The sequence below is a fragment of the Ensifer sp. ENS09 genome, assembly GCF_014852425.1.
In the GTDB taxonomy this organism is placed as follows: domain Bacteria; phylum Pseudomonadota; class Alphaproteobacteria; order Rhizobiales; family Rhizobiaceae; genus Ensifer.
Genome location: NZ_JACVBP010000004.1, coordinates 660,391 through 682,806, shown reverse-complemented (window position 1 = coordinate 682,806; position 22,416 = coordinate 660,391). Strand labels below are relative to the sequence as shown.

Sequence of the window (22,416 nt, the reverse complement as noted above, 5' to 3'; positions counted from 1 at the left end):
GACATGGACGCCGGCCGCATCATTCGCGTTCAGGACAGTCGTTGCGCCCTTGGGATGATTGTTCTCCTTTCTGGAGCATCACATGAACTTCAACAGTCAGCGACTTGAATTTACCGGACATTCCGGCGCAACTCTCGGCGCCCGCCTCGACCTTCCAAACGGCCCGGTACGGGCCTATGCGATTTTCGCCCACTGCTTCACCTGCTCCAAGGATCTGGCGGCGGCGCGTCAGATCTCGGCCGAGCTTGCGCGCGAAGGGATCGCCGTCCTGCGCTTCGATTTCACCGGCCTCGGATCAAGTGAGGGCGAGTTCGCCTCGACGAATTTCTCCTCCAACATCGCCGACCTTCGTTCGGCCGCCGACTATCTGCGGCGACACTTCGAAGCGCCGTCGCTCCTGATCGGCCATTCGCTTGGCGGGGCTGCCGTCTTTGCGGTTGCCAAGGAAATTCCCGAAATCCGCGCCGTGGCCACGATCGGCGCACCCGCCGACGTCGGCCATGTGCTGAAGAACTTCGGAGCGAGCCTTGAGGCGATCCGAGAGAACGGCGCCGCCGAGGTCGATCTGGCCGGTCGCAGGTTCCTGATCAAAAAGCAGTTCGTCGATGACGCCTGCGCCCAGCGCCTTCACGAGGCTGTGGCGACGCTCAGGAAACCCGTTCTCATTCTCCACGCGCCGCTGGATCAAACGGTCGGCATCGAAAACGCCAGCGACCTCTTCCATGCGGCCAAACATCCCAAGAGCTTCGTTTCACTGGACAAGGCCGACCATCTGCTCACCGATCCTGCCGATGCCGCATACGCCGCCCGGGTGATTGCAGAGTGGCTGAGCCGCTATCTCGTGGCCGACAGTCCGCAGGGCACGAAGCCAGTGGAACAGGTCCAGGTGACGGAAACGGGCGAAGGGAAGTTTCAGAACTCGGTTCAAGCCGGCAGGCATCGCCTCTTTGCCGACGAGCCGCAAAGCGTGGGCGGGTTCGATTCCGGACCATCGCCTTACGATTACCTGTCGATCGGGCTCGCGGCCTGCACCTCGATGACGCTGCGCCTTTACGCCGACCACAAGAAGCTGCCGCTCGGGCGCATCAAGGTGGAGGTCTCGCATTCCAAGATCCATGCGCGGGATTGCGAAGACTGCGCCGCATCGGAGCGTGCCGACGGCGGGAAGATCGACCGGTTCGAGCGGCTCATATCGATTGAGGGCGAGGTCGCGGACGAGCTTCGCAGCAAGATCGAAGAGATTGCCGACAAGTGCCCGGTCCATCGCACGCTCGAAGGTATCGCCAGGATAACGACGGCGGTGAAGTAATCTGCAGGCGGCAGAATTTTTCTTTGTAGTATTCCGCTAGTACCCGTTGCTTTGCCCGCGTTGCTAAGCTCCGCCCATTGGTTTTTGGGAGGAAACAAATGGCAAACTCGAAAATTCTGATGATCACCGGTGATTTCACCGAAGACTATGAAACGATGGTCCCGTTTCAGACGTTGCTTGCGTGCGGCTACACGGTGCATGCCGTCTGCCCCGGCAAGAATGCCGGCGAGACGGTCGCGACCGCGATCCATGATTTCGAAGGCGACCAGACCTACTCCGAAAAGCGCGGCCATAATTTCGCACTCAACGCCACCTTCTCCGCCATTCGTGCCGAAGATTACGACGCGCTGGTCATACCGGGCGGCCGCGCGCCCGAATATCTGCGTCTCAACCCGGACGTCATCAAGGCCGTCCAGCACTTTTTCGCCGCGGGAAAACCGGTGGCGGCCATCTGCCACGGCGCGCAGCTGCTGGCGGCGGCCGGTGTGTTGAAGGGCCGCACCTGCTCAGCCTACCCTGCGTGCCGCCCGGAGGTCGAACTTGCCGGCGGCATCTATGCGGATATCGCGATCAGCGACGCGGTCGCCGACGGCAACCTCGTTACCGCGCCGGCATGGCCCGCCCACCCGTCGTGGCTGCGCCAGTTCATGGCTGTGCTCGACGCCTCGGCCCTGCTACAAACAGACGCCGCCTGAGGCGGCAGCCACGGGAGGGGCGAGATGTGCGAGTTGTTCATAAAGGCGGATGCGCGGCTCTGGGAAAGCACCACCCGGTCGCTGCGCATCGATGGCATGGTGACGAGCGTCCGGCTGGAGAACTTCTTCTGGTCGAAGCTTGAGGAAATCGCCCGGCGCGATCGCATGAACGTCACGCAGCTGATCACCAAGCTGCACCACGAGTCCATCGATGCCGGGCATGACCTCGGAAACTTCACGTCGTTCCTGAGGGTCTGCTGCGCGCGCTACCTCGACCTGCAGCTGTCTGGCGACATTCCGACGGATGTCAACCAGCCGATCGCCGGGCTGAACGCCCCTGCGATCCTCACGCGCGAGCAGGAAAAATACCATTGAGGCGAGGCAGGCTGCCCCTTCGCAGGGGCAGCCCCGGCTCGGCGCGCCCCTCGCCTGACCGACTGCTGCCGCGGATCCCCGATCGTAAAACGGAAGTCGTTTGGCTCGCGATGACGTTTGGTTCAATCCGCAGCGACAAGACTATGCTAATCAAGGGGACAGTGATTCTGAGTTTGTAATGCGATGAGCCCCAAGACCCGCGGTTATCTGTTTGCCTTCCTTGCCATTTGCATCTTTGCTGGCCAGGACGCCATCACCAAGTATCTTGGCGACCGCTACCCCGCATTGTTCATCACGATGATCCGGTTCTGGGCGTTCGCGCTCTTTGTTTTCGCCTTCGCCGCCTCGTCGTCGGGTGGACTTCGCAAGACCGCTCAGACGCGTCATCCCTGGCTGCAGGTCGTGCGAGGCCTGCTGCTCGTCGCCGAAATCGTCGTCATCGTCATTTCCTATGTTCACGCCGGGCTCGCCATGAGCCAGTCGATCTTCCAGGCGACGCCGCTGATCATCACCATCCTCTCGATCCCGCTTCTCGGGGAGACGGTGGGATGGCGGCGCGGCGCGGCCATTCTGATCGGCCTGATCGGCGTTCTGGTGATCATCAATCCCGTGAACGTACACTTCGACATGTCGCTGCTTCTGCCCCTCGCAGCATCCGTGCTTTTCGCGCTCTACAGCATCGCCACCCGCGCCGTCAGTCACGAGGACTCGGCCGTCACGAGCCTGTTTTATGCCGGTGTTGTCGGCGCCGTGGCGATTTCGTTGATCGGCCCGTTCTACTGGACAGAGGTGGTGCCGTCCGATTGGTTTGCGCTTGCCGCGCTTTGCGTCTGCGGCACCCTCAGCCACTTTTTCCTCATCAAAGCCTACGGACTGCTGCCAGCGGCCGAAGTCCAGCCCGTTACCTATTTCCAGCTGGTCCTCAACGTGATCTTCGCCGTCATGCTCTTCGGCGAGACGATAACCCACAACATGATCGTCGGCGCGCTCATCGTCGTCGGCGCCGGTCTCTTCACGATCTGGCGCGAGCATCAACTGACGAGACGGTCGTCGGCATCGCGCCCCTAGTCCTGCTCGCTCATTGGCCGCTCTGGCGCCGATAGGGATTTGAGAGCAGCCAACGTTTTGCGAAGGCCAAGATCAAGCCGCTTGTCCTACCGGACGATCACGCAGAGCCGCCCGCTCAGTTTTGGCGAAAGGGCCTGACCACAATCTCGCTCGATGCTGCCGCTTCGCCTGCTCATCGCCCACATGCGTGGAGCCTTCAGGCTTGATGATCCAGGTGCGTTGCCCGCTGAGACCCCGCAGCATCCTGCATCGCCCGCTCCGCAATCGTCGAAAGCTTGAGTTCGGCAAACTCCCGCAGCAGGGTCCGCTCCGCCTGTTCGAAGGCGTCCACCAGCGCCGCATTCGCTGCGCGCTCAACCGGGCAGGTCGGATGGTCCTCCGACACGCCGGCCGCCAAAACCTGCCCGTCATCGAGCGCCCGCTGCACATCCAGCACCGTCAACGCCTCAAGCGGCACCAGGAGCGCCCAGCCCCCTCCCCGACCGCCTTCGGAACCGACGACGCCCTTGCGCTTCAACGCCCCCATCGTCCGGCGGACGACCACCGGGTTGGTGTTCAGCATCTTGGCGATGGTCTCCGACGTCTCCCTTCCCCCGAGCAATGCCATGTGTATGAGCACATGGATCATCCGCGCCAACCGGCTATCTTGCTTCATTCCATTCCCCATAGCGTAACATTGTAAGTTACGCACTCTTGACGCCATCCGTTTCCGTAACTTATACAATTACAGTATAAGAGTGTCGAGAAGGAACGAAGATGCAGGCCCGGACAATCCAGACCCGAACCATCCGCATGGGCTTTATCGAACAGGGAAACGGGCCAGCCGTTCTTCTCTGCCACGGCTTCCCGGAGACCTCGCATGCCTGGCGACACCAGGTAGCGGCACTTGCAGAGGCCGGCTTTCGCGCAATCGCGCCTGACTTGCGTGGCTACGGCCTCACGGAATGCCCGTCCTCGGTCGACGAATACAGCTTGTTTCACATCGTCGGCGATCTGATCGCTCTGCTGGACGCCCTTGATGTGCCGGTGGCCATCCTCGTCGGCAACGACTGGGGCGCGACCGTTGCCTGGCAGGCCGCACAGATGCGGCCCGACCGTTTCCATGGCGTCGTCGCCTTGAGCGTGCCGATGATGGGCCAGCCGCCCGTTCCGCCCACCCGGATCTTCCCGCAGACCGACGAGGCCGAGTTGTACACGCTCTATTTTCAGGAGCCCGGCGTCGCCGAGGCGGAACTGGAGCGTGACGTCGGCCAGACGCTGCGAAAGATCCTCTTTGCCGCTTCCGGCGACGCCGGCCCGCGACAGCCCGGAGACCAGACGCCCAATCCGTTCGGCATGGTATCGCGCCGGCATGGACTGCTTGGGGCCCTGCCCGACAGCATGCCGCGTTGGCTGACCGCTGCTGATCTCAACGCCTATATCAGCGCCTTTGCCACGACCGGTTTTCGCGGCGGGTTGAACTACTATCGAAACCTCGATCGCAATTGGCAGTTGCAGGCCGCCTTCGCCGGCGTGAAGGTCGGCATTCCCGCCCTGTTCATGACTGGCGAACGCGATACGGGCCTCGCCATCCCCGGGATGCGGGCTATCGTCGATGCAATGCCGCAACTCGTCCCACAGCTCAAGGAGAACATCATCGTGCCCGGCAGTGGCCATTGGCTGCCGCAGGAACGCCCCGATATCGTGAGCGAGGCCCTCATCCGGTTTGCCAGACAGATTTGAAAGGTAGGCGGCAAGACAATACCACGACGGCGTTTATCGCCGTCGTGGCGCGCTATCAGGCAAGAGCGGGTGAAATGACCTCGGCCCCCAACTGATCCGGCACGGTGCGGCGTCGCGAAGCCTCGTCCAGCATCGCGCGAACCGTCTCGAAACCAAAGGCACGCGCCATCTCGGCCGCGGTCTGGCCGTCATGGCCGCGTGGCGCGAGAGACACGCCGTCGTCGAACAGGATGGCAACGGTATCGGCATGCCCCATCCACACCGCATCGTGCGGCGCGGTGTAACCGTTGAACGGCCCCTGGATATCCGCGATCTCGGCGAAGCGCGGATGCGCCACCAGCGCCGTTATGACATCGGACCTGCCCATATAGGCCGCTTTGTGCGCCGGGTGGGCGCGCATGAAGTGGTCGACGAGCGTCATGTCGGCACCCGCTTCCAGAAGCGCACGAACCGCCTCCGCCAGCCCGTCGCAATGGCCGACGCCGCTTAGATTCTCACGAAAAGTCTGGTGGCATCTTTTAAAGGCTTAGGCGCGCCTCTATGTCGCGGCACGAAGATATGCATGATCGCACACGTAAAACGCGTGGGGCCGAGGGGCACATCTCGATGAGAAAAGACCGCTCTCGCCTCACGAAACTTAAAGCCGGCCTCAAAGAAACCTCAGGATCCCAGTGAAAACCGTTAGATATCTTCTATTGGCCGCGGCCGCTGTCACGTTATCGGCCTGCACGACGGCCTCCGAGCGTTCCCGGCAGCAGACACTGTCGATCACCGTGCGCAGCGGGGTGAAGACGCCTGTGGCCAAGAACTGGCACATCAACGACGATTGCAGCCAGATCGACTATCCTGCGATGACAATTGCTGAAAAGCCCAAGCATGGCCGCCTCGAAATCGTCCACGAACCGGTCTATCCAAAACTGGACGGCAAGCAGTCGAAATGCGCTACGACCAAGGTGAACGGCGTCGTCGCCTACTATACGCCGAACCCCGGCTATACCGGCCGCGACCGGCTCATCATTCGCTCCCCCTATGAAGCCGGAAAGATCGAAGAAGGCGTATTGAGCGTGACTGTCGTCAAATAGACAGCCGCTTAGTCGGGCGGCGGAAGCACCTGGAAAACGAAGTGCTATCGAACCGGTTCCGCGCTATAATCGGGCGCGGGGTGGAAAGAAGGTGAAGCCAATGAAGAGGCTAGCAATCTTTGCCTTGTCACTGGCGGCGGTAGAGACGAGTGTTCCGCCGGCCATGGCATTTCCTCCAGCCGTTACGGCGGAGATCGAGGCATCACAAGCCCAACCGGTTCAGTACAGGCACCACGGCGGCGGCTATCACGGCGGCTACAACCACGGGCATCACCACGGCGGTGGCGATGACTGGGCGTGGGCGCTCGGCGGATTGGCAACCGGCGCGATCATCGGCGGGCTGCTCGCGCGGCCTCGCTATTATGGCCCGGGCTATTATGACGAAGGCTATTACGGCCCGACCTATTCCGCCCCGCGTTACTATGCGCCGCGCTACTATCGCCAAACCTATTATGGAGGCAGCGCGCACACCCGCTGGTGCTACGCTCGTTACCGGTCCTACAGGGCCTATGACGACACGTTCCAGCCGTATTACGGTCCGCGCCAGGCGTGTGTCTCCCCCTACTACTGAAGCGTTGACGCCCGGCTGACACGGGATTCATGACTTCGTGCAGATCCCTCGGTCCGGCGCTTGCCGGATCGACGCGGCAGGCCACCTCTAATTGTCTGCAACTTTTATTCTTTTTGTCGAAGCCGATGAAAGGAAAGTTTTGCAACCCTAATGTACGCAATGGTAGAGTGCATTGTTTGCGCTTCCCGCGCGGCCTGATTTGTAGCGTTTAGAGCACTTTAAGAGGGCTGTGCCCCCGGGGACCGTCAGCATGCTGAACCTGCCTCGCCTGCCGCTTCTGGACAACCTTAAGGGGTATCAGGGAAGTTGGTTGCGCAGTGACATTTCCGCAGGCGTCGCCATTGCCGCGGTCGGATTGCCGAGCGCCATCGCCTATCCCGCCATCGCCGGGCTGCCGCCCGAGACGGGCCTTTATGCGAGCATCACGCCGCTTGTCGCCTACGCCCTTTTCGGTCCGTCGCGGCAACTCATCGTCGGACCGGATGCGGCGACGATGACGGTGCTGGCGGCCGTGCTAACGACGGTATTCGCCTCCTCTGCCGGTGGCGCTGACCGCGTAACGGCGGCGGCCCTGCTGGCCCTCATCGTCGGCATCCTCTGCCTGATTGCACGCCTCGTCCGTCTCGGCGTGCTCGCGACCTTTCTTTCGCGCCCGATCCTCACAGGCTTCTTTGCTGGAATTTCCCTCTCGATTCTGGTTGGACAGATCAAGCGCGTCACCGGCGTCCAGATCGAGTCGGACGGGCTGATCAGCCCTATTCTCGAACTTCTGAGGCAGGCCGGCTCCATCCACTGGCCCACTCTGGTGTTTGCCTTGGCGTGTTTTGCGCTGCTGCAGGTCGCCCGCTTCTATCGCTCACCCGTTCCAGGTCCTGTTATCGTCGTCTTCGTCGCGGTGTTGTTGTCATATCTCTTCGACTTCGAAGGGCGCGGCATGACGGTCGTCGGCAACATTCCCGACGGCTTGCCGACCTTCGTCCTGCCTCGTCTGGAGGGTCTGCCGATCGATGGATTGCTGACCGGCGGCGCGGCAATCTTCCTCGTCAGTTTCGGTTCCGGCGTCATCGCAGCGCGCAGCTTTGCGGCGCTCGGCGGCTACCGCGTCGATCCGAACCGTGAACTGAGCGGCTTCGGCGCCGCCAACATTGCGGCAGGACTGTTCGGGACGTTTCCAGTGACCGCCTCGGATTCACGCACGGCCGTGAACTTCGCCGTGGGTGGGCGTTCGCAGATCGCGAGCCTCGTTGCGGCAGGGACCCTGATGGTGGTGCTGCTCTTTCTTGGTGACGTCCTTCGCATTCTGCCGGTCGCCGCGCTCGGGGCGATCCTTGCGGCAACGGCGCTCAGCCTGATCGACATCGACGGCCTCAGACGGATCTGGACCGTCAACCGCATCGAGTTCATTTTCGCGCTGATTGCCCTTTGGGGACCGATCGGCCTCGGCGTGCTGAACGGCGTGGTCATCGCCATCGCTGCAACACTGGTCTACCTCATCTTGCAGACCATGTATCCGCACGACGCCATGCTGGGCCGCATCCCCGGGCGCGACGGCTTCTACAAGCTGCATCGCATGACCGAGGCACGCCCGGTTCCAGGCTTCGGTGCCTGCATGGTTCAAGATAGTCTGCTTTTCTATAACGCCGATTACGTCCGCGAGCGCCTCGAGGTGATCGCCGAGAGCCTGCCGAAACCTACTCGCTGGCTGGTGATCGATGCGAGCGCCATCCCGCAAATCGACAGCACCGCCGCGGACATGCTTGGCGAGTTGCAAGACGACCTGACGAGCCGCGGTATCACGCTTGGCCTTGCCGAGTTGCACACCGATGCGCGCGCCCTGCTCGAGCGGTCCGGGGTCGTCGAGAAGATCGGCCCGGGCATGATCTTCGAGGGGATGGAAGATGCGCTCGACGCCTACGAGGCCAAATACGGGCGGAACGCCGACCAGCCGGCCGCTTCCGTCGAAATCAAGCCAGATGACCATGTCCAAACGGGAGGGAAGAATGGGCAAGCATGACGGCAAGAAGAAGAAGGGCAAAGACAAGAACGAAGGCGAAATAGCCGCGGACGCAACGTCCTCGGAAGAATCGTCGTCCGAGGCATATGCCAAGGAGCTCGCCCGGCTGCAGCAGGAGACCGCCCATCTGCAGGCCTGGGTGAAGAAAACCGGCGCGCGCATCGTGATCGTCTTCGAGGGCCGCGATGCGGCCGGCAAGGGCGGCGTGATCAAGCGGCTGACCGAGCGTGTCAGCCCCCGCGTCTTCCGCGTTACCGCGCTGCCTGCGCCGACCGACCGCGAGAAGTCGCAGATCTACATGCAGCGCTATATCCAGCACCTGCCGGCCGCCGGCGAAATCGTGATCTTCGACCGCTCCTGGTACAACCGTCCCGGCGTCGAACGCGTCATGGGCTTCTGCTCGGACGACAGCGCCCGGCGCTTCCTCGAGCTCGCGCCACGTTTCGAAGCGGCCATGGTCGAAAGCGGCATCATCCTGCTCAAATACTTCCTCGACGTTAGCGAGAAGGAACAGGAAAAGCGCTTTCGGCAGCGCATTGCCGATCCGCTGCGCCAATGGAAACTCAGCCCGATGGACGTTGAATCCTATCGCCGCTGGTGGGACTATACTCGTGCCTACAACGAGATGATCCGCATGACGGACACCGAATTTGCGCCCTGGTGGATCGTGCCGTCGGATGACAAGAAGCGAGCCCGCATCAATTGCATCTCGCACATTCTCTCGTCCATTCCATATGAGCGCGTCAAATTCACCGAGCCCGACCTCGGCAAGCGCCAGAAGCGGCCGGATGGTTTTGCGGAGGACGATCATGTGCGCAGGAATGTGCCAGACGTTTTCTAGCTCGGCAAAGCCCGCAACTGGAAGTGCGGGCGCTCAGCTGTCGATCGGCCGCCCGGGGCGGGGAGCGCGCTGTTGCTCGATCCGCGTCCGGGTTGGCTGGCCTCAGGCTTTATCGGGAGCCCAGTTCAGAAAGAACCCGACGTCACCGGGTACCCCGCCCGGGAAGTTGATGATCATCGCCTTCAACTTATAGCCACTTGGCTTGCCGAAGCTCTGGTAGCGGTCAAAGAACTCCTTTGCTTTTCCCTGCAGTGTGTTCGGCCAATCTCGGTCGCCACTGTTGATCGCGCGGCCGCTGTCGGTGCAAAGCTCGGACGGGAAGCTGTAGACCATCGCTTCGAACTTGCCGGCCTTCACGGCGTTCGCGACCAGCCGGCGGACGATGGCGATTTCCTCTTCCGTTACCTGTTTCTTGAGAAAATCCGCTGCAAAGTCAGCGTGCTTTTGCTCTTCGATGGCCTTCAGCCGCCGCTCCTTGTCCATCTCGTCCATTTCACGCTGGAGCATCTGCATTCTAAGGTCCTGTGCACTCGGAGGTGCGCCTGCATTCTTGTTGTCAGACATCACATCGATCCACTTCAAGCTATTGGGCGCTCTGTGACCAGGCGGTACACGCTTTCCGCACATCGCATGACCAGGAACGTCCCGCAGTTACACCCAAGGGAACCCGAACGGAGTGCAGTTCGGGGACGAAACATTTTTGAATGCGAGCCGCTGTTTCTCCGATGACCCTCTATTTATTGGTCTTTTCACAGCAAACCGAGGGAGCCGCCGCTGGCTCTCCCGACACAAGGCTATCCTAAAATACTACGACCGCAAGAGGACAGTGACAACTCAACAGGGGCGACAATATCAGTCGAAAATCCGCGCGCGTCCAAGCCGACTGAAAAGTTCGCGCCGCAGATATGTGGCGCATCCTAGAGTGCGGAACGCCCCGTTGCCCCGCCATATGTTTCCAGCGAGCCGGAGTGGGCCGACAGGCCAAAGATGGCCTCCATTCGCGGGTCGTTCTCCCCGATACGCTCATCGATCCATGACCTTGCCCATTGATAGGCTTCGGCGAACAGTTCGGAGTGCCGGCTCCAATCCATAAAGCTGATCGCGGCCGAAACCGGTGGGGAAATCAGGATGTCCCTTTCGCCAAGCGCAATCTCCTGCGGCCGATGCGCCAGCATGCTTGCGGCAATGACCTGGATCAGGTTGGGGATCTTCGGCAAGCCCGAGCGGCCGAAGGGGTTCAGCAGCCGGACGGTCAGTTCGGATGCGCCGGGTATGCTGTCATAGTCGATGTGCTGTTTTCCAGGACCGCCCCCGCCCAGGCTTACGACGACGTTGGGGCCCGTCTTCAATTCCTTCATCTGCTCCAGCGGCAGATTGTTCATGATCGCCCCGTCGACGAGCATGTCTCCGTCGGCCGTGAAGAAGGGCGGCAGGATGCCGGGGATCGAGCCCGACGCTCTGACGGCCTGCCACAGCTTTCCGCGCCGATGGACATGCGCCTGCCCGGTGCTGAGATTGGTCGACAGCGCGAAAAAGGGCAGCCAGAGATCCTCGATGAGTACGTCGCCATATTCCGCCTGCAGCGTGCGGTCGAGCACCTTGTGATCCAGCAGCGCATATTGCGGCACGGTCAGTCGACGAAACGCGCGACTGCGGACAAAGATCTCGTGCGTCCCACGATTGATCTCGTCGGCGTTCATGCCGCGAGCAAAGCCCGCCATCATCGCCGCTCCCGAGCTGGTGCCTCCCAGATAATCGAAGGACGCGCCGGCCTCGACGAAAGCCTTGTGAACGCCAAGATGCGCGCATCCGAGCGAGCCTCCGCCGGCGGCGACGAAGCCCCTCGCCTCCCCGGAAATGAAGCGGACCAGGCGCTGACCATCCTCTCCGTCTTCCAGCGCCACATGGTGATGCTGCCGGATGCCGGGGCGCTCGTTCAGCCAGGCGCTGGTGCCGGTGACCGTTGCGGCGCGCTTGTCGTGAACCAGAACCAGCCGCACGCTCGATGGCGAATGCACCGACAGTACGAGTTGCTCCGACGGGTTGCGTTTTTCAGAGCCGGACGCCTCACCGACCAACAGGACGCCATCGGCTTGGCGGATGCAGACCCGTGTCCAGTCGCTCGGCTCTTCGTCGGCGATGTAGACGATGCCTCCGACCTTGGCCTCCAATTGGTTGAGCCAGTCCAGCACCGGCTGATCATCGACCGGAATGCCGGGAAAGCGATCCTCGATGTCGGCCCTCGCCAGGAAGGCGGTGCGCGTGGACCCGGCGAAAGCATTGCGCAACAGGTCGATAAAGCGAGGAGAAACCCGGCTGCTTCCGGCCGCAACAATTGCGAGCGTCCTTATCCGGCAGGCACCCTTGGCATGCGGCGAAACCGGCGCTTGCTTGGCGAACCGTCGCGCCAGAAACGTGGTGACCGACTGGCGCAAGCTCGGCAGGGCGCGCGCCGCCTTTTCGAACTGGTGGTCGCAGATCGAAAGGACAATGGAATCGCGCGCCGCAACGACCGTGGCCATGCGCGGCAGGCCGGCGAAGAAGCCGACCTCGCCAACGAGTTCGCCCTGTCCTATTTCGGCAACAGGTTCGGAGACGTCATCCCGGTGAACGGTGAAGCGGCCGGAGAGGACCACGAAAAACCGGTCCGACGGCTCGCCCTGGCGGACCAGAACCTCACCGCGTCGCACGATGCCGCGATCGGAATTGGCTGCCAAGGCTTCCAGCGCGGCCAGCGACGTCTGGTCGAACATGAGGGTCTCCGACAACAACTTGGCAGCAAGGGAACCGGTGGCGTCCATCGAACCTTCCTTGGAAACAGGCCGCTTCCGAGCTTAGCCGTTTCGATCGGGATTCCCGAACAGATTTCCTCCCCACGCGAGATTGCGCACCCGGCGTTCACCGGACCAGGAATGGACGGCATCGCCCCTCAAGACACGATAGCGACGCGAGGCCGCGGACGCCAGCCGGATGCAACCTTTCTGTGCGGAACGGCGTTGCGTCACCGTTTTGGACGTGTCCATATCGAGCCTTCATTTCAGCGCCCAACATGAATGCGACGATTACATGATACCTTCGATCCCGCTGCCGTTTGTCGTCGCGCTTCTGCTGACCATTCTGCTCATGCGTGCGCTCTTCCAACGTGACCGAATTCTTCAGCCAGCCACGGTGTTCATCGCCGCATGCATCTTTCTGGTCGTAACGGTCGGCTTGCGCTGGACTGCGGATCTGCAATGGGTGCGGTTCCTTCAGCCCGTGGTCGCGGCTCTGCTTCCACCCATTGCATGGTTCTGTTTTTCAGAACTCAGAGGCTCCCATCGACAACGATACTGGCCCCACCTTCTCGCCCCCGCTGCGATATTGATCCTTTCGGCACTGTGGCAGTATTGGCAGTCTCCGATCGACCTGCTCCTTGCCCTCCTCTACTTCACCTACGCGGCGTTGCTTGCTCACCAAGCAAATGCGTCCGAAGGCAACTTCGAAAACGCCCGGCTGGCGGCGGCCCGCGGTGCTCGCAGCGCCGCGTTTGCCGTTGCCGGTCTGTTGCTGACATCAGGGATAATCGATCTGGTGATAGCTGCAGACTTCGAGTTCTATCGCGGAAGCCACGCCGCCTCCATCGTTGCCGCAGCTCACATGTTGACGCTCCCGCTTGTCGCCTTCGCGATCGCCGTCATGGGCCGGAGCGTGCCTGACAACGACGTCTGCCTTCCGTATGAAGCAAGCAAAATGCCAGCCGACAGACGACCACCGCCGCATCCTCGAAGCACTCGACACGGCAATGAGCGAAAGAAGGCTGTTTCGTGACCCGGATCTGACCCTGCGACGGTTGTCACGCAAATTGGCGATACCCGCCCGGCAAATCTCCGTTGCCATTAACCGGACCTCGTCGCGAAACGTGTCGCAGGTCGTCAACGAGTACCGTGTTCGAGAAGCCATGCGTCTGTTGAACGAAACCGACCTGTCGATCACGGCAGCGATGATGGAGTCGGGCTTCCAGACGAAGTCCAACTTCAACCGCGAGTTCCTGCGCGTGGCCGGCATGACGCCGCGTGAATACCGCCAGGAGAATTCCGCTTTAGGGTCAGTCGGAGGCCTCACGGGCCGGCCGGAAGGGCCTCGGCCAGAAAACCGATGATGAGAAAAGCGAGTTCCCGATGGATCTCGTCGCGTCCACGAACCCCGCCGTCCTTGCAGACGATGCCGTCCCCGGGCGTCTGCGCCTCGATCAACGCCGCAGCGCCCGGCTTGCAAGTCTGCATGAAGCTGAAATGCATCGCATCGGGGATTCCGACATAGGTGGACGCATTTTTCGGCAAGCGCTCGGCGAGATAGCCGGACTCGAACCTGGCCGGCATGTCACCGATATCGGTGCCGGCGGCAATGATCAGTGATGGAAGGCGAACGCGCGCCAGACTGTCGGGATCAAAACCCCGCGCCAGACCTAGATCGAGCGACACGAAGGCATCGAGCCGAGGGTCCCTCAGGTCTTTTTCGAGCTCGGGCCGATCGAGGCCAAGCTCTGCGCTGAGGCTGCAGGCGCGCGGACTGGCATTTGTCTCGCAGTCACGCCTGAAGCGGTCCCCGTCGAATGCCGCCCCGGCCAGTGCACTTACGGTCCATCCCCCGAGCGAATGGCCAATGGCTGAAATGCGGCTTTCATCGATGTCCCCGGCAAGCGCCGGATCGGCAATCAGGGCATCGATGACCCGGCTGAGGTCGCGTGGGCGCTCCCACAACTCCGCCGCCTGCTTCGCGGTCCTGTCGAACGTGGTCGTGCCCGGGTGATCCGGGGCAGCGACGACATAGCCTTGCTCGACCAGCCTGCCCGCCAGCCAATTCAGATTGCGCCAGCTGCCGCCGTAACCGTGGGAGAGCACGACCAACGGGCGCGCTCCCTTGGTGGTCGCCGCATTTCTGATAGCCTGGATACCCTCGAGGGCCCGGTTGTCGCCAACGGTAGAGGCCGCCGCGCGGTCTTGAGTGGAATACCAGAGCGCAACGTGGAGTGGTCGAGCGCTGTCCTTGAAAATGTCGGCCTCCCGAAAGCCGACCGCGTCTTTGGCGTGACCGAGCACTGCGGAAGCAAGCCACAGGATGCCAACGAAAACGAATGGTTTGAACATGAGAAGCCCTTCGGTTGAAAACCTGGCCTCCATCCCGCGAAAACGGCCAACCGGCGACCTCGAACGCGATCGAGGACGAAAGCGGCTGGCGTCGAAAATTGTGCGAAAGCACGCGTGTGGTGGGTCAGCGGACCTATCGCTTCGGACGTCTCTTGTCGGACGCAGCAGTTCCTTCGCCCTCCGGTTCCACGTCGGGCATTTCGTGCCGCATGGCCTTGCCCTCGAAATGGCCGATGATGGTAAGAACGGCGAAGGCGGAGCCGACCGCAAGGCCGGCGACGATCCAATGGCCGAAGCCGACGGAGATGCCGATCGCGCCTGCGAGCCAGAGGCTCGCGCCGGTCGTCAGGCCTTGGACCTCGCCGCGAGACAGGACGATGGTTCCGGCTGCAAGGAAGGCGACGCCTGCGGTTACCGCCTCCACCACGCGCAGCGGGTCGATGCGGACGCGTTCGTCGAAGAAGCCGCCGAGGCGGACGCTTTCGATCGAGATGATGCCGAAAGTGCAGGCTGCGAGGCAGACGAGCATATGGGTCTTGAGGCCGGCCGGGCGTGCCTTGACTTCGCGCTCGAAGCCGATGACCGCGCCCATCAGCAGCGCTCCGAGGATGCGCGCAAAAATGACCGTATAGGGGATCTGCGACGGTGGGAACAATTCGGCGGTGATCTGATCCATGCGGAACCAACGCGAATGCTTCGCATTGGTTCCGCATGATGGCGCCCGCGCCTCACCCAGTGCGCAGACGCCAGGAGCGGCCTGTCCCCACCCCGCTCCGAAGCGCTAGAAGTCGCTTAGTTGCCCAGCGCCGCGAGGGCCGCGTCCAGGCGTTCTTGGGCCTTCTTCGGGTTCTTCGCTCCCTTGACCGCTTCCAGGTTGGCCGGCGCATCGCCGACCTGGACGACGCCTACCATGCCCATGCCGTAGTGCGGCGTGCACTTGACGCCGTAGACGCCGGGTGCGGTGAAAGTCACCTTGTAGTTTTCATTGATCTTGCTTTTGAAGGCCTCGGCGCCATCGGGGATCATGCCCTTGATGGTTTCGACGTTATGTCCCTTGTCGGTCGGAATGAAGGTGACCGTGTCGCCGGGCGCAACCTTCAGCGACGCCGGCTCGAAAACCATCGCGCCGTCCTTGCCCTTGTTCAGCATGTGCACTTCGAAGTCCGCGGCGGCTGCCGGCGCGGCGACCAGCATTGCCGCGATCGCGATACCAAATCCGCTCTTGATTGCATTCAACATCGTCTTCTCCATTTGAGCGACCAGCCCGTGTTCGGGTTGTTCGAGAGGAGGATTAAGCCTGAGACGCCCCCTCCACTTTGATGCGCGTCAAATTCGCGTCGCTTTTTTATCGGCGTTGACAATACATAGGATTCCTATATTAGTCGCCTCATGAGCAAGGAACCTGATACGACACCGGCCCTGGTCGACCGCATCGGCGACGGGCTATCCCGCGTGGCGACGGCCATGCGCACGGAGGCCTGGTCGAGCGCCGACGCGATCGGCCTCAATCCCACGCAATTGCAGATCCTGACCTTCCTCGTCGCCCGTGGTCGCAGCGGAATGCGGGTGAAACAGATTGCCGGTTATCTCGGCGTCAGCCAGCCGACGACGACGGACTCCATCAACGCACTGCTGCGCAAGGGGCTGGTCGAAAAGCGCGCAGATCCGAGCGACGCACGCGCGCTTTCGGTTGCCACCACGCCGGCCGGCGAGGACGCGGTACGACAGGCGGGCCGGCTCGCCTCCGCAACGGAGGATGCCATCGCTTCGCTTTCGAGGCTGGAGCAGCAGGACCTGCTCATGCATCTCGTCAAGATCATCCGCGGCCTGCAGACGGCCGGCGCCATTCCGGAACAGCGCATGTGTGTCAACTGTCGATACTTCCGGCCGCATGTCTACGACGATCCGAAAGCGCCGCATCACTGCGCATTCGTCGATGCTGCGTTCGGACCGGCGGAACTGCGCGTCGATTGCGGCGAATACGAAACGGCAGAACCCGAGGCGCAACGGGCCGCCTGGCGCCTCTTCAATCGCGAGACGGTCTGATCATGCGAAACGATCCAGCCGCCGGCGCCAAAGCCGGCGGTCCTGAAGGCGTCATCGAGCATCCCCGGCGCCTTTTCAACAAGCTTCACCATCGGAATTCGCGAGCGCTGTTTCCTGCGTCGCAAGCGGACAGACGATGATGTCGGCGCCGGTCCGACGACTGCCATCGGCGGACCGGCAATTTTCTCCCTCCAGCAAACAGAAAGAGAAAACCATGAGCAGAATTAATCTAGTCGACCCCGTTTCGGCAACCGGTGCCAGCGCCGAACTGCTTGGCGAAATCCGCTCCGCCTTCGGGGTCGCACCCAACATGTTCCGCGCCGTCGCCAATTCGCCGGCGGCCCTTGCCAGCATGTGGGGCTCCTTCGGAGCACTCGGCAACGGTCGCCTCGGCGCCAAGCTCGGCGAGCAGATCGCCGTTGCCGTCGCGGATCGCAACGATTGCCACTATTGCCTGGCGGCCCACACGGCTCTTGGCCGCAAGGCGGGCGCCACTGCCGAGGAGATGACGGCTGCGCAACGCGGCAAGTCTGCCGATCCGAAGACGGCAGCGGCCCTCGCCTTCGCACAGAAGCTCGTCGATGCGCGCGGACAGGTATCCGACGCCGATGTGCGCTCCCTGCACGAGGCCGGCTACGATGACGAGGACGTGGTCGAGATCGTCGCCCATGTCGCGCTCAACCTGTTCACCAACTACATCAACGTCGCGCTTGCCGTTCCCGTCGATTTCCCCGGCGTGAAGCTCGTTCGCGAAGCCGCCTGACCCGCACACACTGCAGTGGCCGGGCGGCAAGCCTTCGCCCGGCCCTCTTGGAGATGAGAACAATGAACAGCAATCGCAGGATCACGGCTCCGGAACTCGCCGTTTCGACCTGGTTCAACACACAGGGACGTCCAAGCCTTGCGCAGCTTCGCGGCCGGGTCGTTTTCCTTCACGCGTTTCAGATACTGTGCCCGGCTTGCGTTTCGCACGGACTGCCGCAAACGCAGCGCGTCCAGAGCATTTTTCGGGACACCGATCTTCAGGTCCTCGGCCTGCATTCGGTGTTCGAGCATCACGCGGTCATGACACCGGAAGCGCTGAAGGCCTTCATTCATGAATATCGCCTGACCTTCCCGATCGCCGTCGACCAGCCTTCCGACCAGGGAGCGATACCGAAAACGATGGAACTCTACGGCATGCGCGGCACGCCGACGGCCATCATCATCGGACGCGACGGTCACATCGAACACCATCGTTTCGGCATCGAAGACGACATGGTCATCGGCGCGCGTCTTGCCACACTCCTTTCCGCGCCGATCCCCGATTTTGCCGCGGTGACCACCACCTCCACCGGCTGCACCAGCGAAGGCTGCGTCCCCGACGCGCGTGCCGGCTAGAACCTCTGAGCATGGAGAACAGACGATGACGACTAGAAAGGCGCTCGCCCTCAGGCATGTGCACTTCGAAGATCTCGGCAGCTTTGCCGGACCGCTGCGAGCGGCGGGTTTCGAAATCGAGTATCGCGATGTCGGCGACGAAAACTACCTCTCTTTCGATCCCTTGGAGCCCGATCTCGTCATCGTGCTCGGCGGCCCGATCGGCGTCTATGAAGACGAGGCCTACCCCTTCGTCGCCGGGGAAATCGCCATGCTTCAGGCACGTCTTGCCGGCGACCGGCCGACGCTCGGCATCTGCCTCGGCGCCCAGCTGATCGCCCGTGCGCTCGGTGCCCGCGTCTACCCGTCCGGCCTGAAGGAGATCGGATTTTCGCCCTTGAGCCTGACCGCCGCAGGCCAGGCCTCCTCCCTCCGCCATCTGGCCGACGTCTCCGTCCTGCATTGGCACGGCGATACCTACGACCTGCCCGCCGGCACGGCACTTCTGGCTTCGACACCGCTGATCGCGCAACAAGGCTTTGCGCGCGGCAAGACCGTGCTCGCCCTCCAGTTTCACCCGGAGGCGCAAGCCGGCGCGGCGTTCGAACGCTGGCTCGTCGGTCACGCCTGCGAGCTGGCGGCGGCCGGGCTCAGCGTTCCGGGCCTGCGCGCCGATGCCCGACGTCTCGGGCCTCGTCTTGAGGCGGCGGCCTCTTCGGTGATCGGCGAATGGCTGGAGAACATCGATGGTTGAGCCGGCCCCGATCGCGCTCGACGCCCTGCTCATCGGCAGCCTCTCGCCGATCGACGAACGAGGAACCCTAAGCGGCATCGACAAACACCCGGCTCTCGGCCCGGTGCATCTTGGCACAACCGGCTTTGCCGGCGACCATCAGGGCGATCTGAAGAGGCACGGCGGCCCGGACAAGGCCGTGCACCATTACCCACGCGACCATTATCAGACATGGGTTGACGAGATCGGAAGCGTTGCGCGGCTGCAGCAGCCGGGCGCGTTCGGCGAGAACATCTCGGCCTTGGGGCTGACCGAAAGCGATGTCGCGATCGGCGACCGGTTCCGCCTCGGCGAAGCCCTTCTCGAGGTGAGCCAGGGCCGGCAGCCGTGCTGGAAGCTGAACCGCCGTTTCGATCTGCCGGACATGGCCCGCCGCGTCCAGCAGACCGGCCGCACCGGATGGTACTACCGGGTCATCGAAACGGGCATTGTTTCGCCCGACGACCGGATGCAACGCGTCGAGCGGCGCCATCCCGAATGGACGATCGCCAGGCTGTGGCACTATCTTTACGTCGATACGCTCAACCGCGAGGCCCTGTCCGCTATCGCCGATCTCGCCATCCTGCCGCCAAATTGGCGGGGTTATGCCGCCAAGCGCCTGCAGACGCGGGCGGTCGAAGATTGGTCCCGCCGGCTCGACGGCGAGGCTCCGGCTTCAACGCCTGATGGCGCCGTCGATGGCCGTGACCGCTCGCTGCCGACCGGATGACGCCGCCCTCCGGCGGGTGGCGCCCCTGTGCGCCCTCGCCAGCATCTCGGCGATCTCGTCGGCAACAAAGATCGCGTGATCGTTGACCTGCGGCAGGCCCATGAGTTCGCCGAAGGTGCCGCGCGCCAGCGGGCCGGCAACGATCAGCGATCTCTCGGCCACGCCACTCGCCCCGATCGCGCGGCTCGCCTCGTCGCACGCAAGTCCCAGTCCGACATTGTCTAGGCGCAGCCAGCCCTTCGATGCCAGATCCGCGAGCCAGTCCTCGCTTGAAAGAATGCCCGTGTGCGCCGGGCCGGTGGTCACGACGCAGGCATCGAACAACAGGCGTTCATGGGCACGCGTCTGCCGGTGACGGATGTCGACCGCGATGACCTGACCATAACGTTCGACGCCTTCGATCGAAGCGCCGAGGATGCGCAACTGCCCTGTCTCGGTTGCCTGCCGGATCGCGTCGTCGATCTGCGGCGCCACGCGAAATCGGTGTGCGTCCCAGAAGGGCCGCAGGCGCCTCACCAGCAGACGGCGCTCCGCCACCGGCAGCGCGCGCCAGACCTGTCCACCCTGGCTGCGCAGCGCATCGAAAACCGCATGCCAGCTGAACCCCGCCAAAGCGGCCTGCCGCACCGCCAGACGCACGCGTCGAAGCAGCTCGAGCGCGGTTAGCGCCGGGTTGCTGACGAAATCACCGAAGGGTTCCTGTGCCTTTCCCGCATGGCCGCGCGAGCGAAGGCCGCGGCGCGACAGGGCGACGATCGAGCCGCGGTGGTCGGCGAGCTTGAGCGACGTAATCACATCCGCCGCCGTTAGGCCGTTTCCAAGCACCAGAACATGATCGTCGGGACGAAGACAGGCAAGGGAGCCCGCAACGGTGGTGTCGGCAACGAAACGCGGGTGGCCTTCGAGCGCATGCGCGACGCTCTTCGGCGCACAAGGCGAGGGATGCGTCGTGGCGATCACGACGATATCGGCCAAAAGGTCCGTTCCGGCATCGGAGGTCAGCTTCCAGCGCGTTCCACGCCGCTCGATACGAGCGATGCGCTCGCGCCGGTGCACGACCTTGCCGCTCCGCACGAACGGCGCGACGAACGCGCCGACATACCGCCCGAACACCGCCCGCCGCACATAGAGATGGCCGTCGGCTGCCCGTGCTTCCGGGTCACCGCGCGGCTCGCCATTGGCCTCCAGCCAGTTCAGAAAGTCGTCGGGATCATCGGGAACGAGGCTCATGCGGGCAGCGGGCACATTGGTGCGATGGGCGGGATTGCCGGTGTCGTAGGCAAGTCCGGCGCCCAGGCAGTCTCGCGGCTCGAAGACCACGATGGCCGCGCCGTCGCTGGCGGCATTGCGCGCAAGGTTTGCCGCGACCACCGCGCCGGTGAAACCGCCGCCGACGATGGCAATGAGCGTTCGCCGCACAGCTGTCACGACTGGGAGACCTTCAGCTTCGGACGATGATCGCCGGCGATGGTTTCGCCGAACGGCCCGGTGTTGATCGACGTCGCGCGCGCGGGGATGGCGTGGGCCAGCGGCAGATGCGGCAGTACCAGTTCGCCGAAGCGATAGGCCTCTTCGAGATGCGGGTAACCGGACAGGATGAAGCTGTCGATGCCGACTTGTCGGTATTCTTCCATGCGCGCTTTGACTTGATCGGGATCGCCAACGAGTGCCGTGCCTGCCCCTCCGCGCACCAGACCCACGCCGGCCCAGAGATTGGGAGCGATTTCGAGCTTATCGCGCCGGCCGCCATGCAGGCGGCTCATGCGGCTCTGACCAACCGAATCCATGCGCTCGAACACCTTCTGTGCGGCGGCAATCGTGTCGTCGTCCACATATTGTATCAGTTCGTCGGCCGCCTGCCAGGCCTCCTTTGCGGTCTCGCGAACGACGACATGAAGACGGATACCGAAGGTGACCTCCCTGCCCTCGGCATCGGCCAGGGCGCGAACTTCGGCGATCTTCTTGGCGACGTCCTCGACCGGTTCGCCCCAGGTCAGGTACTTGTCGATCGTGCGCGCTGCCACCTCCTGCCCCTTGCCGGAGGAGCCGCCGAAATAAAGCGGCGGGTGGGGCTGTTGCGCGCACGGGAACAGGAGCTTGCCGCCTTCGATGTCGAAGTGATTTCCCTTGAAATCGACTTCTTCTCCGCGAAGCACCGCCTTGTAGATGTTGAGGAATTCCTCGGTCACCTCGTAGCGTTCACCATGCGCCAGATGAATGCCGTCGCCCTTGTTTTCGATCGGATCGCCGCCGGTTACGACGTTGATCAGCAGCCGCCCGCCCGAGAGACGGTCCAGCGTCGCCGTCATGCGGGCCGCGAGCGTCGGCGAGAGCAGGCCGGGCCGAACCGCGATCAGGAACCGCAGCTTTTCGGTGAGCGGTGCCAGCGCTGAGGCAACCACCCAGCTGTCCTCGCAGCTCCGCCCCGTCGGGATGAGCACGCCATAATAGCCGAGCGTATCGGCGGCCTGCGCGACCTGCTTCAGATAGTTGAGATCAACGTTTCGCCCGCCACGCGTGGTTCCGAGGTAGCGGCTGTCGCCGTGGGTCGGCAGGAACCAGAGCACATTGATCTTTTCCGGGATCTTCTCGGGGATTTCGTTGGGCACAATTCCCATTCGCGCAAGCCTCCTCACGGACTGTTTGGACAACGGTCACGGCCGTCCCATTTTGTAAAAAGCATAAACTCTATAAAATTTATTGACA

Annotated in this window: 25 protein-coding genes; 16 read left to right on the top strand and 9 right to left on the bottom strand. The window is 62.8% G+C overall.

What is annotated here, in order from left to right; genetic code table 11:
* Positions 1-82: 82 nt before the first annotated feature.
* From IB267_RS23500 to IB267_RS23485, 4 genes are all read left to right on the top strand, one after another.
* Entirely contained in the window at positions 83-1,309 is a 1,227-nt protein-coding gene (locus tag IB267_RS23500) for a bifunctional alpha/beta hydrolase/OsmC family protein (protein WP_192449819.1), read from the top strand.
* Positions 1,310-1,407: 98 nt separating this feature from the next.
* A complete protein-coding gene (locus IB267_RS23495; RefSeq protein WP_192449818.1) occupies positions 1,408-2,004 on the top strand; it encodes a DJ-1/PfpI family protein in 597 nt (198 codons plus the stop codon).
* A gap of 24 nt (positions 2,005-2,028) precedes the next feature.
* A complete protein-coding gene (locus tag IB267_RS23490; RefSeq protein ID WP_060520550.1) occupies positions 2,029-2,379 on the top strand; it encodes a ribbon-helix-helix domain-containing protein in 351 nt (116 codons plus the stop codon).
* Positions 2,380-2,562: 183 nt separating this feature from the next.
* A complete protein-coding gene (locus IB267_RS23485) occupies positions 2,563-3,447 on the top strand; it encodes a DMT family transporter (RefSeq protein ID WP_192449817.1) in 885 nt (294 codons plus the stop codon).
* Between the two features lie 196 nt (positions 3,448-3,643).
* Here the strand turns inward: IB267_RS23485 and IB267_RS23480 are convergent, their stop codons facing one another.
* Complete coding sequence (locus IB267_RS23480) at positions 3,644-4,102, bottom strand: Rrf2 family transcriptional regulator (protein WP_192449816.1); 459 nt, start codon at positions 4,100-4,102, stop codon at positions 3,644-3,646.
* Positions 4,103-4,203: 101 nt separating this feature from the next.
* Between IB267_RS23480 and IB267_RS23475 the strand changes: the two genes are divergently transcribed.
* The gene (locus IB267_RS23475; protein WP_192449815.1) at positions 4,204-5,169 is read left to right on the top strand and encodes an alpha/beta fold hydrolase; all 966 of its coding nucleotides are present in this window, start codon (positions 4,204-4,206) and stop codon (positions 5,167-5,169) included.
* A gap of 55 nt (positions 5,170-5,224) precedes the next feature.
* On the opposite strand, the gene IB267_RS23470 is transcribed toward IB267_RS23475, so the two are convergent.
* Complete coding sequence (locus IB267_RS23470; protein WP_256436971.1) at positions 5,225-5,632, bottom strand: ankyrin repeat domain-containing protein; 408 nt, start codon at positions 5,630-5,632, stop codon at positions 5,225-5,227.
* Positions 5,633-5,840: 208 nt separating this feature from the next.
* Between IB267_RS23470 and IB267_RS23465 the strand changes: the two genes are divergently transcribed.
* The 4 genes from IB267_RS23465 to ppk2 all read left to right on the top strand — a co-directional run bounded on the left by IB267_RS23465 (position 5,841) and on the right by ppk2 (position 9,677).
* The gene (locus IB267_RS23465; RefSeq protein WP_192449813.1) at positions 5,841-6,251 is read left to right on the top strand and encodes a hypothetical protein; all 411 of its coding nucleotides are present in this window, start codon (positions 5,841-5,843) and stop codon (positions 6,249-6,251) included.
* A gap of 100 nt (positions 6,252-6,351) precedes the next feature.
* On the top strand, positions 6,352-6,822 hold the full coding sequence (locus IB267_RS23460; RefSeq protein WP_192449812.1) for a BA14K family protein: 471 nt from the start codon (positions 6,352-6,354) through the stop codon (positions 6,820-6,822).
* 250 nt (positions 6,823-7,072) lie between these two features.
* Positions 7,073-8,836 (top strand): SulP family inorganic anion transporter, encoded by a 1,764-nt coding sequence (locus IB267_RS23455; RefSeq protein WP_192449811.1) that lies wholly within the window; start codon positions 7,073-7,075, stop codon positions 8,834-8,836.
* A complete protein-coding gene (gene ppk2, locus IB267_RS23450) occupies positions 8,823-9,677 on the top strand; it encodes a polyphosphate kinase 2 (protein WP_192449810.1) in 855 nt (284 codons plus the stop codon). Before IB267_RS23455 ends, ppk2 begins: the two co-directional genes overlap by 14 nt.
* Positions 9,678-9,779: 102 nt before the next feature.
* On the opposite strand, the gene IB267_RS23445 is transcribed toward ppk2, so the two are convergent.
* Positions 9,780-10,241, bottom strand: a complete 462-nt coding sequence (locus IB267_RS23445) for a histidine kinase (protein ID WP_192449809.1) — start codon at positions 10,239-10,241, stop codon at positions 9,780-9,782.
* 353 nt (positions 10,242-10,594) lie between these two features.
* Entirely contained in the window at positions 10,595-12,430 is a 1,836-nt protein-coding gene (locus IB267_RS23440) for a patatin-like phospholipase family protein (protein WP_210335972.1), read from the bottom strand.
* A 313-nt stretch (positions 12,431-12,743) separates the two neighbouring features.
* Here IB267_RS23440 and IB267_RS23435 point away from each other — a divergent pair, with 313 nt between their 5' ends.
* Together IB267_RS23435 and IB267_RS23430 are read left to right on the top strand one after the other, a co-directional pair.
* Positions 12,744-13,484 (top strand): hypothetical protein, encoded by a 741-nt coding sequence (locus tag IB267_RS23435; RefSeq protein ID WP_192449807.1) that lies wholly within the window; start codon positions 12,744-12,746, stop codon positions 13,482-13,484.
* Complete coding sequence (locus IB267_RS23430) at positions 13,459-13,815, top strand: AraC family transcriptional regulator (RefSeq protein WP_192449806.1); 357 nt, start codon at positions 13,459-13,461, stop codon at positions 13,813-13,815. Before IB267_RS23435 ends, IB267_RS23430 begins: the two co-directional genes overlap by 26 nt.
* Here the strand turns inward: IB267_RS23430 and IB267_RS23425 are convergent.
* The 3 genes from IB267_RS23425 to IB267_RS23415 form a co-directional block, all read right to left on the bottom strand.
* Positions 13,775-14,803, bottom strand: a complete 1,029-nt coding sequence (locus tag IB267_RS23425) for an alpha/beta fold hydrolase (protein WP_192449805.1) — start codon at positions 14,801-14,803, stop codon at positions 13,775-13,777. The genes IB267_RS23430 and IB267_RS23425 overlap by 41 nt on opposite strands.
* Positions 14,804-14,936: 133 nt before the next feature.
* Positions 14,937-15,479: an MgtC/SapB family protein gene (locus IB267_RS23420; RefSeq protein ID WP_192449804.1), complete on the bottom strand. Its 543-nt coding sequence runs from the start codon at positions 15,477-15,479 to the stop codon at positions 14,937-14,939.
* Positions 15,480-15,595: 116 nt separating this feature from the next.
* Positions 15,596-16,042, bottom strand: coding sequence for a pseudoazurin (locus tag IB267_RS23415; protein WP_082005895.1), 447 nt, complete (start codon positions 16,040-16,042; stop codon positions 15,596-15,598).
* 150 nt (positions 16,043-16,192) lie between these two features.
* Here IB267_RS23415 and IB267_RS23410 point away from each other — a divergent pair, with 150 nt between their 5' ends.
* The 5 genes from IB267_RS23410 (at position 16,193) to IB267_RS23390 (ending at position 19,710) form a co-directional block, all read left to right on the top strand.
* Positions 16,193-16,849, top strand: coding sequence for a MarR family winged helix-turn-helix transcriptional regulator (locus IB267_RS23410; RefSeq protein ID WP_192449803.1), 657 nt, complete (start codon positions 16,193-16,195; stop codon positions 16,847-16,849).
* Between the two features lie 214 nt (positions 16,850-17,063).
* Positions 17,064-17,612 (top strand): carboxymuconolactone decarboxylase family protein, encoded by a 549-nt coding sequence (locus tag IB267_RS23405; RefSeq protein WP_192449802.1) that lies wholly within the window; start codon positions 17,064-17,066, stop codon positions 17,610-17,612.
* Between the two features lie 62 nt (positions 17,613-17,674).
* The gene (locus IB267_RS23400; protein WP_192449801.1) at positions 17,675-18,229 is read left to right on the top strand and encodes a peroxiredoxin; all 555 of its coding nucleotides are present in this window, start codon (positions 17,675-17,677) and stop codon (positions 18,227-18,229) included.
* A gap of 25 nt (positions 18,230-18,254) precedes the next feature.
* The gene (locus IB267_RS23395) at positions 18,255-18,962 is read left to right on the top strand and encodes a glutamine amidotransferase (RefSeq protein WP_192449800.1); all 708 of its coding nucleotides are present in this window, start codon (positions 18,255-18,257) and stop codon (positions 18,960-18,962) included.
* The gene (locus IB267_RS23390) at positions 18,955-19,710 is read left to right on the top strand and encodes an MOSC domain-containing protein (protein WP_192449799.1); all 756 of its coding nucleotides are present in this window, start codon (positions 18,955-18,957) and stop codon (positions 19,708-19,710) included. Before IB267_RS23395 ends, IB267_RS23390 begins: the two co-directional genes overlap by 8 nt.
* Here IB267_RS23390 and IB267_RS23385 read toward each other — a convergent pair.
* Positions 19,657-21,138 carry an FAD/NAD(P)-binding protein gene (locus IB267_RS23385; protein WP_192449798.1) on the bottom strand — a complete coding sequence of 494 codons (1,482 nt, stop codon included), beginning with the start codon at positions 21,136-21,138 and terminating at the stop codon, positions 19,657-19,659. The genes IB267_RS23390 and IB267_RS23385 overlap by 54 nt on opposite strands.
* A complete protein-coding gene (ssuD, locus tag IB267_RS23380) occupies positions 21,135-22,328 on the bottom strand; it encodes an FMNH2-dependent alkanesulfonate monooxygenase (RefSeq protein ID WP_210335971.1) in 1,194 nt (397 codons plus the stop codon). The genes IB267_RS23385 and ssuD overlap by 4 nt, the downstream gene beginning before the upstream one ends.
* Positions 22,329-22,416: the final 88 nt, after the last annotated feature.